The 15,106-nt window shown below is 33.5% G+C and carries 14 protein-coding genes; 6 read left to right on the forward strand and 8 right to left on the reverse strand.

Going from position 1 to position 15,106, the window contains the following annotated elements; all coding sequences use genetic code 11:
• Positions 1-11 precede the first annotated feature (11 nt).
• Together OQ292_RS29570 and OQ292_RS29575 are read right to left on the reverse strand one after the other, a co-directional pair.
• A complete protein-coding gene (locus OQ292_RS29570) occupies positions 12-728 on the reverse strand; it encodes an ankyrin repeat domain-containing protein (RefSeq protein WP_284687891.1) in 717 nt (238 codons plus the stop codon).
• The gene (locus tag OQ292_RS29575) at positions 725-1,609 is read right to left on the reverse strand and encodes a helix-turn-helix domain-containing protein (protein WP_284687892.1); all 885 of its coding nucleotides are present in this window, start codon (positions 1,607-1,609) and stop codon (positions 725-727) included. Before OQ292_RS29575 ends, OQ292_RS29570 begins: the two co-directional genes overlap by 4 nt.
• A gap of 476 nt (positions 1,610-2,085) precedes the next feature.
• On the opposite strand from OQ292_RS29575, the gene OQ292_RS29580 reads away from it, so the two are divergent.
• From OQ292_RS29580 to OQ292_RS29595, 4 genes are all read left to right on the forward strand, one after another.
• Positions 2,086-3,249, forward strand: coding sequence for a sensor histidine kinase (locus OQ292_RS29580; protein ID WP_284687893.1), 1,164 nt, complete (start codon positions 2,086-2,088; stop codon positions 3,247-3,249).
• A 3-nt stretch (positions 3,250-3,252) separates the two neighbouring features.
• Positions 3,253-3,696 carry a response regulator gene (locus OQ292_RS29585; protein ID WP_284687894.1) on the forward strand — a complete coding sequence of 148 codons (444 nt, stop codon included), beginning with the start codon at positions 3,253-3,255 and terminating at the stop codon, positions 3,694-3,696.
• 9 nt (positions 3,697-3,705) lie between these two features.
• Complete coding sequence (locus OQ292_RS29590; protein WP_284687895.1) at positions 3,706-4,818, forward strand: sensor histidine kinase; 1,113 nt, start codon at positions 3,706-3,708, stop codon at positions 4,816-4,818.
• A gap of 257 nt (positions 4,819-5,075) precedes the next feature.
• Positions 5,076-6,953, forward strand: a complete 1,878-nt coding sequence (locus tag OQ292_RS29595; protein ID WP_284687896.1) for a sensor histidine kinase — start codon at positions 5,076-5,078, stop codon at positions 6,951-6,953.
• Here the strand turns inward: OQ292_RS29595 and OQ292_RS29600 are convergent.
• The 6 genes from OQ292_RS29600 to OQ292_RS29625 form a co-directional block, all read right to left on the reverse strand.
• Complete coding sequence (locus OQ292_RS29600) at positions 6,940-7,737, reverse strand: ABC transporter substrate-binding protein (RefSeq protein WP_284687897.1); 798 nt, start codon at positions 7,735-7,737, stop codon at positions 6,940-6,942. The genes OQ292_RS29595 and OQ292_RS29600 overlap by 14 nt on opposite strands.
• A 123-nt stretch (positions 7,738-7,860) precedes the next feature.
• Positions 7,861-8,343 carry a VOC family protein gene (locus OQ292_RS29605; RefSeq protein ID WP_284687898.1) on the reverse strand — a complete coding sequence of 161 codons (483 nt, stop codon included), beginning with the start codon at positions 8,341-8,343 and terminating at the stop codon, positions 7,861-7,863.
• A gap of 76 nt (positions 8,344-8,419) precedes the next feature.
• Positions 8,420-9,235, reverse strand: coding sequence for an AraC family transcriptional regulator (locus tag OQ292_RS29610; RefSeq protein WP_284687899.1), 816 nt, complete (start codon positions 9,233-9,235; stop codon positions 8,420-8,422).
• A 58-nt stretch (positions 9,236-9,293) separates the two neighbouring features.
• The gene (locus OQ292_RS29615) at positions 9,294-9,953 is read right to left on the reverse strand and encodes a cyclase family protein (protein WP_284687900.1); all 660 of its coding nucleotides are present in this window, start codon (positions 9,951-9,953) and stop codon (positions 9,294-9,296) included.
• Entirely contained in the window at positions 9,950-10,549 is a 600-nt protein-coding gene (locus OQ292_RS29620; RefSeq protein WP_284687901.1) for a hypothetical protein, read from the reverse strand. Before OQ292_RS29620 ends, OQ292_RS29615 begins: the two co-directional genes overlap by 4 nt.
• A 345-nt stretch (positions 10,550-10,894) precedes the next feature.
• Complete coding sequence (locus OQ292_RS29625; protein ID WP_284687902.1) at positions 10,895-13,537, reverse strand: TonB-dependent receptor; 2,643 nt, start codon at positions 13,535-13,537, stop codon at positions 10,895-10,897.
• Positions 13,538-13,826: 289 nt separating this feature from the next.
• Between OQ292_RS29625 and OQ292_RS29630 the strand changes: the two genes are divergently transcribed.
• Positions 13,827-14,414: a DUF6915 family protein gene (locus OQ292_RS29630; protein ID WP_284687903.1), complete on the forward strand. Its 588-nt coding sequence runs from the start codon at positions 13,827-13,829 to the stop codon at positions 14,412-14,414.
• Positions 14,415-14,417: 3 nt separating this feature from the next.
• Positions 14,418-15,104, forward strand: coding sequence for a hypothetical protein (locus OQ292_RS29635; RefSeq protein WP_284687904.1), 687 nt, complete (start codon positions 14,418-14,420; stop codon positions 15,102-15,104).
• The last annotated feature ends 2 nt before the right edge of the window (positions 15,105-15,106 follow it).

Below are 15,106 nucleotides of genomic sequence, written 5' to 3' on the forward strand. Positions count from 1 at the left end.
GCAAATTGAAATTATTTTTGCTTCAAATACTCAGCTACTTCAGTTTTGTTTTCTCTTTCAGCAATGCTAAGTGCTGAGTCTCCATTTTCCATTTTGAGTTCAGTGTCTGCACCATTTTCAACAAGTAACTTCACTAATTCTAGATTTCCTCTGTGGGATGCTGAATGCAATGCCGTTACGTTTTGCATTTGAACTGCATTTACATTTACGCCAAAATCTATCAGTTTTTTGCATAAATCAAGATTCTCTTTGGCAACAGCAGAATGTAATGCATTTACTTTCGAAGGATTTGTAGCCTGCAAGTTTGGATCAGCGCCATTTTCTAGCAACAAAATGGCAATCTCAGTTTGATCAAAAAATGCTGCTAGTGACAAAGGTGTAAAACCATCACTAGAATATAAGTTTACAAAGGCTTTATCTTTGTTATTTAAATATTCTCCTACAATTGCTATTTGTCCTGATACAATAGCTTCATGAAAAGTGAAAGCTTTTTTGAGTGAAATAGCTTCTTCTAAAGCAGATTGTAAACCACTATAAGCAATAAGCATAAAACCTGAGCTTCCGTTTTTGTCGCTAGTTTCCAAAATTTCTGGTTTAGCTTGAATTAATGCAATGGTTTTAGAAATATCTTTTTGTTTTAATACAGATTTAATTGAGTCGATCATATCGCTTGCCTTGAGTGTAAATGAGACTAAAATACAAATGGTAAATACTGATGCTGCTTTCATTTTTTCTTTTTGTCAAAAGAAATAGAATACACAGTTTTAGGCTTACTATATATCACCATTTTATACTTAGATGGAGATACTCCCACAATAGTTTTAAAATAAAAGCTAAAATTACTAATACTTGAATATCCCACACTCATAGCAATTTCATTAATAGGTTTATCTGTTTCTTTAAGCTGCTTACAAGCTTCAGATATCCTCAGATGCGAAATATATTTGAATGGCGACGTGCCAAACACTTGGCTAAAACATCGCAAAAAATGATTTTCTGAAAGAAGTGCCACTATCGAAATCTGCTGAAGGCTGAGATCATCTGCAAAGTTGGAATCTATAAATTCTTTAGCTAAATGGAGTCGCTCATAAATTTCTATTCGGGTCGATTTTTTCTTTAACACAAGTTTATCAGATTCACGAAGAGCTTCCTTATTGTGTAAAACTAAAGCGTTGAGCAACTGGTGAAAAAACTGTTCTTTTTGCAGAGTTGACTCAGACTGCAATAAATAATTTTTGCCATATAAAAGCTGATTTGTAATGTGACTATTGTGGTTATATAGTCTTTCAACAAACTGCATTCCGCCACTTTCTAATTGGGGAAAATCTAATAATTGCTCATGATTCGAGAAATTAGATGAAACAATCTTAGATACAAATTCTGGAGAAAAAAACACACAAAATGATTCTGTTTCTATCTGATTATCAATGGTTAAGTTATACTTACTGCATTCATTTAAAACTAGAAACTTTTCGGGATAAACTTGGTAATGTTTAAATCCAACTTGATAATTTGCCTTTCCAGAATGAAAAGATTTTATGGAAAGAAAACAATCTCCTGACCATTGGTATTGCTTTGCTTTATCATGAATAATAAAGTTACCTTTCATCTATATTTAGCTAAAATATATTATTAACTGTAGTTATTAATTCACTTGATAGACTGGTTTAATATGGGATTTTAAAGCCTCTTACAAAAATTCAATAATTAAGCTTATGTTAAGTAGAGCAATGCAATATTCTTGCTTATACTACTATTACCAAATTATATGTATGAAACAACCTACAAACTAATATCTTAAATATATAAATATTAAATATACAACATTTTTTTACTGATGTAAGATTTTAACTTTTTTATACAATATTGTATCTGCAACATTATTATAAGTAATATAGATACCATTTATCCAGTATCTATAAAATTTCAAACAATCAATTCTTACCGCAAATAAGCATTTTTTTTTAATTATTATTTAAATCATACATGGATAATATATTGCCTAACCGAAATAATTTATGTTCTACACATAGATTCTGTAATATAAAGTAGTTTTTTCCCATTTTTATTAATTAATAGAGCTCATTGATTAAAAAATTTGATTTTTTCAACCAAAAAACTATCAATTCTCATACTTCTACAATAGCTGTCAATGGATTTACTACTCCTACAGAGTTTTTAAAATTCATGTTCCACAGTCACCAAATTGTAGTCAATGTTACCGCATACCCAAAGGAAAAAACTTTTCTGAATCAAAGACTTTCTAAAGAGTATTTTAAACTATCTACTTACACTACTAATCTCAATTTTTTACCTGAATTTTTAAAGATTGAAAGCAGTAGACCTCCCATTTTCGGAGACTTCATCCACCATTACAATAAGATTATCAAAAGTCATCTCTTCCAACTGAAGGGTGATATTCCAAAATTAATCGATCATTATCGTTCACTTTTAGATCTTAATAACATGAAAGAGGCTGATAAAAAGCTTCAGATTGAAGTGGAGAAAAAAACTGCTCATTTAGAAAAAGTTACACAAGAACTTAAAACGTCAGTTAAATCTCTTAAAGAAAGCAATGAAGAGTTAGAAAACTTTGCATATGTAACATCTCACGACTTACAAGAACCCCTAAGGCAAATAGCCACATTTACTCAACTTCTGAGTAAAAAACTGGATGGTAAATTAGATGAAGCAGAACAGAAGTACCTTACACTAATTACAGAAGGCACTTCCCATATGCAACACCTTATAGACGACTTATTATACTATTCCAGACTAACTCGCCATCCTTACGATTACACTTCAGTAAACATTAATCTGATTATTAAAAAAGCTGTAAATCTTTTAAAAGAGCAAATAGAGAATTGTAATGCAACAATTACTTTTGGAGACCTCCCAATTATTAAAGGTATACCAGTTCTAATAACACAGCTATTTCACAATCTCATCTCAAATGCAATTAAATACAGAAAAGAAAATGTAAACCCTAAGATTGAGATTTCATTTAACGAAACTGCAAATGAATGGCTCTTTAGTGTTAAAGACAATGGTATTGGAATAGATGCAAATTTTTATGATCGAATATTCAAGCTATTTAAAAGGCTGCATACAAAAAGAGAATATTCAGGTAATGGCATAGGACTCACACTATGTAAAAAAATCGTTACCCAGCACGATGGTAAAATCTGGGTTGAATCCAACAAAGACCAAGGAAGTGTATTTTATTTTACCATTTCAAAAAAATTGTAAGCCATGAATATTGACGCTAAAGACTATGAAAGAACTTTTAATGTCTTACATATAGAAGACAATGAAGCAGACTGTCTTATTTTTAAAGAATTACTAAGCGAAAAAAATCAAAACACTAGCATTACTAACTGTTTTGATGGAGAAGAAGCCATCAATTATCTACAAAACAATGCTAATCAAAAGCCAGATATTATTATTCTTGATCTCAACATTCCAAAAATTACTGGAATAGAAGTGCTTACTTGGTTAAAGCATAATAAGCAAATGCTGCATATTCCGGTAATTATCTTAACAACTTCCATCCTAGAAAACGATATTGTTAACTGCTACAAAAATTACGCAAACTGCTACCTAAGAAAGCCTAAAAATTTAAATGAATACATATCAATTGCAGATAGAATTAATAAATTTTGGCTCGAAACCGTAGTATTAATAAACTCAAACTAACTTACTAACATGGCAGACACAAAGCAATCAGTACGAAGTACGGGGATTTTGTTAATTGAAGACAACTATGCTGATCAAGAGATATTTAAAGTATTTTTAGCAGAAACCGAGTATGCCAATGCCAGACTAGAAATTGCAGAAAAAATATCGGCTTTAGACAAATTTGAAATCGATTTTTTACCTACGGTAATTATTCTCGATCTGTCTTTACCAGATAGCGATGGGCTAGAAACACTTAGATTGGTACAGCAAAAATATGGGGCTACACCTGTAATAATTCTCACAGGTTTTAATGATAAAAATATGGGTATACAAGCGGTTGCACTGGGAGCCGAAGATTACCTGATTAAAGGAGAATTTAGCAGTAGTTCTATAGAGCGATCTATAAGCTATGCAATAGAAAGGTTTAAAATGAGAAAGACTTTAATAATGACAAACAAAAAGTTAAAGTCTTACAATGAAAAGTTACAACAATTTGCCTTTGTAGTCTCTCATGATTTGAACGCTCCAATTTCATCTTTAAAAGGAATATTGAGTTTATTGAAATATTCTGAAAGTGATGAAGAAAAAGATCGGTTATTAGATTTGGCAGACGAATCGCTCGAGTTACTTACACACAAATTAAACTCACTAATAACTATTCTAGTTAAAGAGAAAAATCAGGAAGGTGCAGAAACACTTAATCTGAAACTCAAAATTGAAAAAGCAATTAGGAACACCATAGTTCCTCAATCGCTAGACTATATAGATATTCATATTGATAAATCTTGCGACACTGAAATATCTTTTAGTAAAGACTTAATGAACAGTGTAGTTCAAAACCTAACATCTAATGCTTTTAAGTATCGAGATTTAAAAAAGAAACTTAAGCTTGAGTACAGTGTTAGAACCAATTATAATTATACAATACTAACAATTAAAGACAACGGATTGGGTATGGACCTTAAATCTCAAGAAGATAAAATCTTTAAGATGTTTAAAAGATTTCACAATCATGTTTCTGGTAATGGTATTGGTTTATTTTTGGTAAAATCTATTATGGAAACAAACGATGGATATGTAGAAGTTGAAAGTACTCCTGGTATTGGAACAACTTTTCACCTACATTTCCCCAAATTTTAAATAGCTAAACTTGATTAATTAGCATTACTAACTATCCATTAATCTAAAATTAACGACAGCAAAATTTTAAATAAATCAAAAATAGGTTTATTTGTTTGCTGTCTATCCATATTTTCATGATAAATCTGGTATCAAATAAAAAATTACGAATAGTATTTTTTGTTGCATTACTAACATTACTCATCAGTTTGGCAGTAATTACGGGTTGGCTTCTCAATATAGACATATTGCTTAGTATACTTCCCAATAGCTCTACAATGAAATTTAATACTGCCCTCCTATTCCTTTTCACTTCTGTAGGACTCATATTATCATTTAGAGATAAACCAACCTTTAAAACATTAAATAAGTTTGTAGCACTTTTTATACTGCTTATTTCGGGTATTACCTTAACAGAATACATCTTTAAATACCAATCTGTAATAGATAATTTTTTTGTTACTGACAGATATTCAACTACTTATCCTGGTAGAATGTCTCCATCTACTGCTTTTTGCTTTTTTTTAATAAGCCTATGTTTTTGGGGAATACATAAAAAAAAACAAAAAATAATTTCAGCCATTATTCAATGTTTACACTTGGTAAACATCCTATCACTTATATCAATATTATCTTTTCTACTATTAATACCAGTAAAAAGCAGGATGTTTTTTTTCAACAGTATGGCATTACACACCTCGGTATTATTTTTTGTACTTTCGTTTACATTGCTATTAAAATTTAATAATAAAGGAGTAATTGGTCTTTTAACTGGAGAGCATTCTGGCAATAAGCTATTTAGAAGACTTTTACCTTTTATTATTTTTCTACCTATAGTTCAAAATTACATTTTACTAGAACTATTAAGCAATAAGTTAATTAGCTACGATTTCGGAGTAGTAATTTCTACAGCTTTGTTTCTTGTACTATGCATTGTTTACATTTCAACTATTGCTTTTGGGCTTAATAAATCTGATGAGAAGAAAACTTCGCTTGAAAAATCTCTAACAGCTACTAATCAAGAGTTAATGCAATTTAAATATGCATTAGACCAGAGTTCTATTATCGCATTTACCGATGAAAAAGGTATAATCAATTATGTAAATGATAAGTTTTGTGAGATTTCTAAATTTAAAAGAGAAGAAATATTAGGCAAAACACACTCAATTATAAACTCAGGCTATCACTCCAAAGACTTTTTTCGTGACTTATGGAAAACAATTAAAGCTGGTAAAGTGTGGATTGGTGAGGTGAAAAATAAGGCCAAAGATGGCACATACTATTGGGTGCACACATCCATAATTCCCTTTAGAGATGAGAATAGTAAAATATATAGATACTTAGCCATAAGGCAAGATATTACCCAAAGAAAAGCCATTGAAGAAATGCTGGCATCGCAGTATGTGAAGAAGCTGGAACAGAAAAATAAAGAGCTAGAACAGTTTGCCTATATTGCTTCTCACGATTTACAGGAGCCACTACGCACCATTACCACATTTGGTGAGCTATTACATAAAAAGTATCATAACCAGCTTGGTACTGATGCTAATAAGTATTTAAACTTTATTACAGAGTCTACCGGTAGAATGCGCGATCTTGTAAAAGCATTACTCGATTATGCCAGAATTGGCGGTGATAAAGAAATGGAAGAAGTTGATTGTCTAAGCATAATTAAAAGCATTCAACAAGATATGATTCCATATATAGGTGAAACCAACACCACCTTAATAATTAATGAACTACCCAAAATTATTGCTTTTAAAACAGAGATAAGGTTGCTTTTTCAAAACCTGATAAGCAATGCCATTAAGTTTAGAAAACAGGATGTCTCCCCTGTTATTCATATTTCATCTAGAAAAGTTGGGCATTATTGGGAGTTCGCTATAGAAGATAATGGCATTGGGATAGATGAAAAGTTTAACCAGAGGATATTTGAGATTTTTCAAAGATTACACAAACGTAGCCAATACGAAGGTACCGGAATCGGCTTAACACATTGCCATAAAATTGTAGAACTACATGGAGGCTCTATCTGGATAAAATCTAAAGTGGGCGAAGGCAGTACTTTCTTTTTTACGCTTCCAATTTTTAATGAAAAAGTGCTCCATTCACCTTTAGCACCAGATAATATTAAAAGCTCTTTTAAAGAGACTTAATGATTGATTTGAAGTAAGCAGGTGCAACTAAAAGCCGGCTACCATACCAAGAAAACATCTCTCCATCTACCAAAAGAATTGTAGCATTCGGACAAATTTCTTGAAACTCAGGAATATGTTTTTCTGCAAATGGAAATGGCTCAGAAGAAAGTAGTATATAGTCTGGATTTAGATTTTGCAAGGTTTCCTTATCTACTTCGGGATATCTATTTTGATCTGCCATGACATTATAAAAACCAGCAAAGTCCATCATTTCATTAATAAATGTATCTCCACCAACAAGCATCATAGGTTGGCGCCAAATAAAGTAAGCTGCCGATTTTTTTGATGAGTTTTCTGCTGTTTTAACATTATTAAGTGTATTAAATCCAGTTGTTATTCGATCAATAATCTCAGTGCCTCTCCCCTCTTTTCCAACAATGGTTGAAACCGTTTTTATCATCATCAAGGCTTCTTCCAATGTTTGAATGTCACTCGTCCAAACAGGATACTTTTCTGCAAGTTGTTCGATTTGGCTTTTTTCGTTTTCTTCTTTATTTGCTAAAATTAGATTGGGCTGCAAATCAGCTACTTTCTCAAACTTGACTGCTTTTGTTCCACCAACAACTGTCTTTTGCTTACGCCAGTTTTCTGGTTTAATACAAAACTTGGTTACACCAAATACTTCTTCATTCAAACCCAGATCATACAACAATTCTGTTTGTGATGGTACCAAAGAAACTATTCTTAATTTATCTGGACTCGGTGTATTAATTATTTTACCCAATTGATCTAAAACCTCCATGCAACTTCAATCTTTATTTCGCATCAAACTTAACAATCTTAAGCTGATGATTAAAGCAAATAGATATGAGATTAATGAAAAAACAGTTCGGTATTAAACTTGTAAAAGTTCTTTTTTTCTCAATCAATTTGGGGAATGCAAACCCATTTTATTCCCTTCTGAGTCGATGAACAAAGCAAAGAATCCACTTTCATCAGCATGAGGAGTTTTGGGAACAATAATTTTCCCTCCACTTTTCACTACTTTGTCAAGTATTGTTTGAAGATTGTCTCCTCCATTGAGGTAAATAGTTACACCATTTGCCGAAGGTTGGTAGCCTTCACCTTTCATAATTACAGCCGTAACCATTTGGTCTTCATATGGAAGTAAGCCCATCACCATATCTGGCACACCCATTTCAGACATATCCATTTTCTCAATTTTAATATCTAAAATTGTTTGATAAAACTCAATGGCACGTGAAATGTCTGTAGCTGGAATTTCAAATATTGAAACATAACTTTTCATGTCTTTTACATTTTGATTTTCTAGTTGAGGCTTTTTAATGTTTTCGCAAGCAGTAAAGCCCAAGGCTAATATTATTAGACCGAGTATTGTTCTCTTCATAATTCTGAATTAAGATGTTAAGACAATACTAAGCTGCCAATAAGAAAGGAAATTGTAAAAATGCGACAGACTAAATTTATTTGTAGAAAATGGAAGAAAGTTTCATTTTTTCACTACCCAGAAATTCTTTGGGGCTAATTCCAGTAAACTCCTTAAAATCTTTTATAAAGTGTGCTTGGTCGTAGTATTCGCTTTCATAAGCAATGTTTGTCAAGCTAGCAGCTTCTTCATTCAGCATCATTTTTAAGGCACTTTGCAAGCGAATAACTTTACCTAATTGTTTAGGACTTATGCCTATCTGCTGTACAAACTTTCTTTCCAACTGACGTCTTTTAGACAAATCAGCTTTCAATATATCACTGATAGACGTTTTTCCCTTAGTCGATAAAAGCGCATCTATGGTTAGCTTTACTATTTGGTCTACCGTAGTTTGTTCGCTGAGTTTTTGGAGGAGAAATTTTTCGATAATCTCAATTCTTTGTGCGGTATTGGTTGCTTCAATTATTGCTTTTTCTAGCTTTTCGGAGGTGATATCTCCAAACAAAACACTTATAGGAGTCTCTTTATTTGCCAAGGTTTTGATGGGCACATTTACAAAATTGGCAAACCCATAAGGATAAAATCGAATGGCAAAAGTGTTTACATAACCTGTTGGCTCGATGTAAAATGGCTCAATAGTTTGCCCAAGTAGCATGGCACGAGGCTGCAATATAAATTCATCTTCCGAAGTATATCGCTTTATATCATCACCCAAAATAAAAGCCATTTCAATGGTTCCATCTGGCACAATTCGCTGCCTTTTTACATTCGGATCGGCAGGTACTTCTAACGTCCAATAACAACTAATGAGCGATTGTAAATCTGCTTGTGGTTGAAATGTTTGATAATCCATTACCTAGTTTAATCTTAGATGATGTACAGTTCTTTTGGTAGATGGAAAATACAAAAATCTAAGCAATTTCTGCGAAAGCTCTTACAGGAAAAGTGCCCATCCCTTTAATTTTTGGAGGTACTGCCGTAAAAGTAAAATGATTTTTAGGCAATTTATCCAAATTGGTAAGATGCTCTACAATTAATATTTCTTCGGCGAGTAAAACGGTATGAACCGGTCGGCCTTTGCCTCTGGTATCATCAATATTATGAGAATCGATACCTACCAAAGTAACTCCTTGCTCTTTGAGATATTTGGCACTTTCTTCGGTTACATACGGATGGTTTTCGAAGTATTTATCTGTTTTCCAATTTTTGCTCCAACCGGTATGTATCAAGACCGCTTTACCAGACAAGTCTAGCTTTTCGAAATATTTCTTTTCTATAGCCAGACCAAGCTCTTTATAATTAAAGGATATTTTTATAGCAGGAAGCCCCACAAATTTATCTAGAAGTACTTCGCTCAAGTCTTTTCCATCTTCGTAACGATGAAAGGGGCAGTCGATGTAAGTACCGGTATTGCTCACCATTTCGATTTTACCAATCTGAAATTCTGTGCCCGGCTCATACAATTCTCTTGAAGTTCTTCTTGAGATGTAATCGCAAACTATTGGTGCGGGTAAACCCTTATAGGTTACCAGTCCATCTTCTATTGTGTGGCTTAAATCTATCCGTTTCATCGTTTATAAATAGCAATTCTGTCTATGGTTGCTTCAGGTCGTTTTACTTCTACAAATTCGCCACTAGGAGTATCGTGGTTATACACACCAACTCTTGTTGAATCTGTAGTAAAAAAATTAGCCGAATAACGGAGTGAATCAACGAGAATAGATTCGTACCTATCGTCTAATACATCAATTTCTAGTGGTTGATTGGGGTATCTCTCCATAAACTTTTTAAGCGACATACCAACATGCACATTGCTGTCGATTAAAATTTCTGGAGATAAAATCGTAATGCCATTAATAGTATCAACTCCATCCATCGTCCAAACAAAGAATAGCCTTTCACCTTCATTTTCTACAACTATTCCATCAGACTCTCCATCAATGCCATATTCATACACTGGTTCAGAGACAAACTCTGCTTTTTTGTATACATCTTTCAGTTGTTGTAGACTCATACCGATAAAGGCTTTGTCTATCATTAACTGTCCGTTGTCTGCAAATACCTTTTTCTTTAGATCTGGTTGAGAAGAAGATTCGGACTCATTATCTTCTTCCAAATTACACGAAAATAATAAAAAAGCGATTGATAAAAAGTAAAAATATTTCATGCTAAAAATAAGCTTTTTAGTTTAAATAATTAACTGTAGTACAATGTTATTAGATAGTTAAATAATTGAGTTTTATAAGAATGTAATATTGATAACAGATCTAAAACCTGCTAAGCTCCCATTTTTAACACAAGGAATTTCTATAGATTTAAAAGAAATAAAGAAGCCCAGAAATTTCCAGACTTCTTTATCTTGTAATGAATAATATATTTGAATAATAGCTTTATAAAAAGCTGCTATAATCAATTCAGTTTTGCGAGTTACTAATTGGATTCTCATTACTCTTGATATTAATCTTAGAGATTTAGTCGCAAAACTACCTTTTTTTATCAAAGTTCTAAGCGACTAGATAGTTAAATTAATACCAGCAATAATCTGTCTAAACCCACCGGGGAAAATACCTGATGTAGCTCGGTTTAATCGAGATGCACGATAAACATTATTTGTAAGATTCTTAGCATTGATAAATACATTTAAATTGGTTTTACCTTTTAAGATGATATCGTAATTGGCAAAGGCATCCATAATGAAATAAGATGGAATTTTACCAATAGCGCCATCAGCAGATTCATTACTAAAATTATGAAACTCTGAAAACTGCTCGCCTACATATTGTGCACTTAAACCCAAAGAAAGTCGCTTGTAATCGTAATTGAAACCGGTGTTAAAATTGACTTTCGGAGAATAAGGTGCATCAGCATTGTCAACCCCATTTTCACCAAATTGCAAAGTAGCACTGGTAATAGATTGGAAGTCTTCTGTTGTTAAAGACTCAGCCGTTAAGAGTGCTTCTCCCCCATTGCCATCGGAAACATAAATTTCATAAGCATCTCTATTTGCATTTACCTTGTTGATAAATTCATTGATTGTCGCATCATTATGTATAACCTGACTGAACAAATCTTTGTCGGTGAGTTTACCGCTAATAATATCTGACTTTAACAAAGTAACATTGCCATACCAACGCAGAGCCTGATCGCCAGTCTCAAACAAACTGACATTTAAGCCAGCTTCTATACCTTGTATGTGAAATTTACCCAACTCTGAAAATACTTCGTTTCTCCCGCCAGCATAAAAGTTTCTGATGGTATTATTGAAATACGTAAGCTGACCGTCTATGCGATCTTTGAGTAAAATTCCACGCCAGCCAATTTCTGTATTGATACTCAACTCAGGTTGAATGTTGATGCTTTCGCCAGCCAATGGATTTGTAACCACGCCATCTTGCTCAACCAAAAAGCCAAATACTTTAGACGGTGCGATAAAACCTTGATAGATACTCCCGAAAATTTCTCCACTCGGTATTTCGTAATCAAGCGTGATACCCGGCATTAATACATCGTAGACATTATACTCTCTGCCATCTTCTAAACCTGTAATGTCTGGATCGTACCTTAAGCTAAGCATATTTTGGCGATACATATCGATGTGCTCAAACCTTACAATTGGTGTAATACCAAACTTGTTTAGGTTAAACTCATTGCGGATGTAACCCGAAGCAGACCAGAGGTAATATTTTAAATCTGCGGTGGTATATCCACTTCTTGCCCAACGAGAACTATCTGCCGCAAGTGATCGGTCTTTGTAACTTTCTTGATGGAGTTTAAAACCCACTTCCAACTCATGCGGCTGATCGGTATTTCCCCAACTCATATTAAAGGTTTCTTTAATACCAGATACTGTAAATGCCCAGCGGCTGTCAGTGGTGCTTTCTCTACCGTTGGTGATTCTTCCAACGCGTAAATAATCATCTTCACTAAAGCTTAAACCTCGCAAATAACTGTATCGATCATTAAAAATCTGATCGCCTACATAAGACTCAACTTCAGAAGCTTTCACTTTGGTGGTTACTTGTTTCCACCAGTCGCGCTCGAAATCGGAAGCATAGATTTTCGAAGTTAAACTGATATTGCTTGTCGGCAACCATTTGTGGATAATGTCTACTCCATACCTGCGCATGGTAAACCTATCTGCATCAAATGGGTTTTGAGTTGGATCATTTTCGAAAGTGAAAGGGGTTTGAGAACTCAAAGAAGCTTGATTGTCTTCAAACTGTCCACTTACCTTAAAATACAATGATTGATCATCTGAAAGCTTAGCAAATATCTTGGCATTCAGATTCAATACTTCCACCGAAGAATTATCAGTAAAACCATCAAACTTTTTGTAAACACCTTCTACCAAAGCACCTAAGTTGTTCCATGTACCACCATAAGACAACAATGCGGTTTTGTAATTACGCTGCCCTCCTATCAACTTCATTCTAAGTTCAGTTTTTTGTGGAGGCAAAGCAGTAATGTAATTCACTGCACCATACATGTTGTTGGGTCCATAGCGCAACATATCAGCCCCTTGATACACCTCAATGGCTTTTATGCGGTCACTCACCGGATTGTAATAAGCTCCCGGAGCTACATAAGGAGCCGGGGCAGATGGAGAGCCATCTTCCATGAGCAATACCTTCTTCGATCGACGACCCCAAGAGCCACGCATGCTAATATTCGGTCGGTTAGAAAGCCCCATATCGCCCACTATATTTAAACCGGGAACCGTTCTTAGCACTTCTTCGGTACTGAGCGGATTGATATTTTTAATGGCTTTTGGACTAATGCGGTAATTGGCACCTTTAAAATCGTCGCGATAATTTTGCAAAGATGCACTCACGATAATCTCATTTAAGCTAGTTCTACTAACAGGCATAGCAATTTCACCCACATTCGGATTATCCGTATGTAGTTCAATTTCTACTCTTTCGTAGCCTAAATAAGAAACTGTAAGTGTATAATCTCCTTCAGTGAGTATCAGGTTAAAGTAACCATTGTTATCAGTAAGGGTACCGATGCCGTCTTCAATGAAAACTTGAGCACCAACTAGCGGAGCCTGTTTTTCATTATCTATTACTTTACCTGTTACTTTAATTTTATCCTGGGCAAATAAGTTTGACGTAAACAATATCAGGAGGATCGCCTCCCAAAAGATTAATTTCATTGTTTGTAAAAATTTTCATATCTAAAATATTTGCGCCTGTAAATTTGAAAGTATCATTTTTAAAATTGATCCGCAAGAAATATGGATTTTTTTCAGTAAACAGGTTGTCAGGGAACAGATTACAGAGAGCAGGTATCAGTTGACAGGGAACGGTTAACAATTTTCAGTGAGCAGTCTATATTGATTAGTTTTAATGGCGAAATTTGTAGTTTTTTTAGGGATTGCTTTTTTAAAAGCTAATGGAATATTGTTATAATTGACTTTTACTGTTAAAGGGTAAACTCTTAAAATGGACATTTGGAAACATAGTTTATTATCGGAACACAAGTTTGGGGGGAAGGCGGAAGACTATTATGAAATCCATAAGTTTATGGATTCTTCCAAATTGCATTATTTCCATGCTAAGCACAGAATGTTGTTGCATAACACCTATGGCATTGAACTATGCATTAGGCTATTTGGTGACTATATTAAAAACAGTGATGCTGAAACAATCTTAGTTAGAGACATTGCTGCCGAACACTGCAAAGAAGATTTAAGTGGCATGGTTCCCACACTCAATGATTGGCTTGTTAAAAATGAACATCTTGAAACACTGCTAGAAGTAGTACCCGAAATTCAAGATGAAAAACTACGCGAGTTTATTTACTTACCGCTTATGCTTTCTAATAACAAAGCCAGTTTGCTCATTACTTGCAGCGATTTTGGTGTGCAGTTAGTCAAACAGTTTTTAGGTCTAGATCAGGCATTAGTATTGAGTCAGTTAATTCCGACATCACAAAATATAAAGTCTATCCTAAAGGCATTTAAATTCCATGCAAAGTGGCAGTTTTCACCTAAAATGGACGAATTAGAAAAAATTAAACATTTAAGATAAACCATGTTTTGGAATAAAAAGAAAAACGATCCAAGAGAAAAGTCGCTAAAAGAAGAAGTGATTGACTTGCTAAAAGACTTAAGGAGCAAAGAAGAAACACTTACCATTAAGTGGGATGCAGGTGGAGATAACACATTAGTAAATTTTTATTTGAATAATATAACTCCTGTTTATGATAAATACGACAACTCTGTTTTTCACAAATTAAGAGACCACATTATCGATAAATTTGAATTACCCAACGCAGGAGAATATTACAATGATGGCGAAGCAAAGTTATTATTAGATGAGAATGATGAGGTTTTAATTACCTACTCAGAAATTGCTTATTATGATGATTACGACAACGAAGTAGATGAAATCGATGATATAGTAGTTGAACATTCTCTTAAAATCGACTTTGATAAATTTAGTTCATTAAACTTCTTTGGAGAATTTTCAAGTTTTCCTACTAAATCCGAAGACTACTTTCGTATTCAACAAGAGTTTTCAATTTCAGCAGCTCTAGAAAAAGAACTCAAAGAACTTATTAAAGACCAGTTTTATAAAAATCCCATTTTAACTCAAGACCTTATATCTATTTCATTTGGTGGGGAGATTAATGAGACTCAAATAATCATCAACGATATTTCATATTACAAGCATGTAGTCGAAAAAGACAATGTAAATAAAACTGAGCCTTTGTTTTAGGT

Source organism: Chondrinema litorale (assembly GCF_026250525.1).
Classification (GTDB): Bacteria; Bacteroidota; Bacteroidia; order Cytophagales; family Flammeovirgaceae; genus Chondrinema; species Chondrinema litorale.

Bases quoted from the DNA above. Each gene is read 5' to 3' on its own strand.
- OQ292_RS29570 (WP_284687891.1), bottom strand. From the start codon at position 728: ATGAAAGCAGCATCAGTATTTACCATTTGTATTTTAGTCTCATTTACA.
- OQ292_RS29575 (WP_284687892.1), bottom strand. From the start codon at position 1,609: ATGAAAGGTAACTTTATTATTCATGATAAAGCAAAGCAATACCAATGG.
- OQ292_RS29585 (WP_284687894.1), top strand. From the start codon at position 3,253: ATGAATATTGACGCTAAAGACTATGAAAGAACTTTTAATGTCTTACAT.
- OQ292_RS29590 (WP_284687895.1), top strand. From the start codon at position 3,706: ATGGCAGACACAAAGCAATCAGTACGAAGTACGGGGATTTTGTTAATT.
- OQ292_RS29595 (WP_284687896.1), top strand. From the start codon at position 5,076: ATGAAATTTAATACTGCCCTCCTATTCCTTTTCACTTCTGTAGGACTC.
- OQ292_RS29600 (WP_284687897.1), bottom strand. From the start codon at position 7,737: ATGGAGGTTTTAGATCAATTGGGTAAAATAATTAATACACCGAGTCCA.
- OQ292_RS29605 (WP_284687898.1), bottom strand. From the start codon at position 8,343: ATGAAGAGAACAATACTCGGTCTAATAATATTAGCCTTGGGCTTTACT.
- OQ292_RS29610 (WP_284687899.1), bottom strand. From the start codon at position 9,235: ATGGATTATCAAACATTTCAACCACAAGCAGATTTACAATCGCTCATT.
- OQ292_RS29615 (WP_284687900.1), bottom strand. From the start codon at position 9,953: ATGAAACGGATAGATTTAAGCCACACAATAGAAGATGGACTGGTAACC.
- OQ292_RS29620 (WP_284687901.1), bottom strand. From the start codon at position 10,549: ATGAAATATTTTTACTTTTTATCAATCGCTTTTTTATTATTTTCGTGT.
- OQ292_RS29625 (WP_284687902.1), bottom strand. From the start codon at position 13,537: ATGAAATTAATCTTTTGGGAGGCGATCCTCCTGATATTGTTTACGTCA.
- OQ292_RS29630 (WP_284687903.1), top strand. From the start codon at position 13,827: ATGGACATTTGGAAACATAGTTTATTATCGGAACACAAGTTTGGGGGG.
- OQ292_RS29635 (WP_284687904.1), top strand. From the start codon at position 14,418: ATGTTTTGGAATAAAAAGAAAAACGATCCAAGAGAAAAGTCGCTAAAA.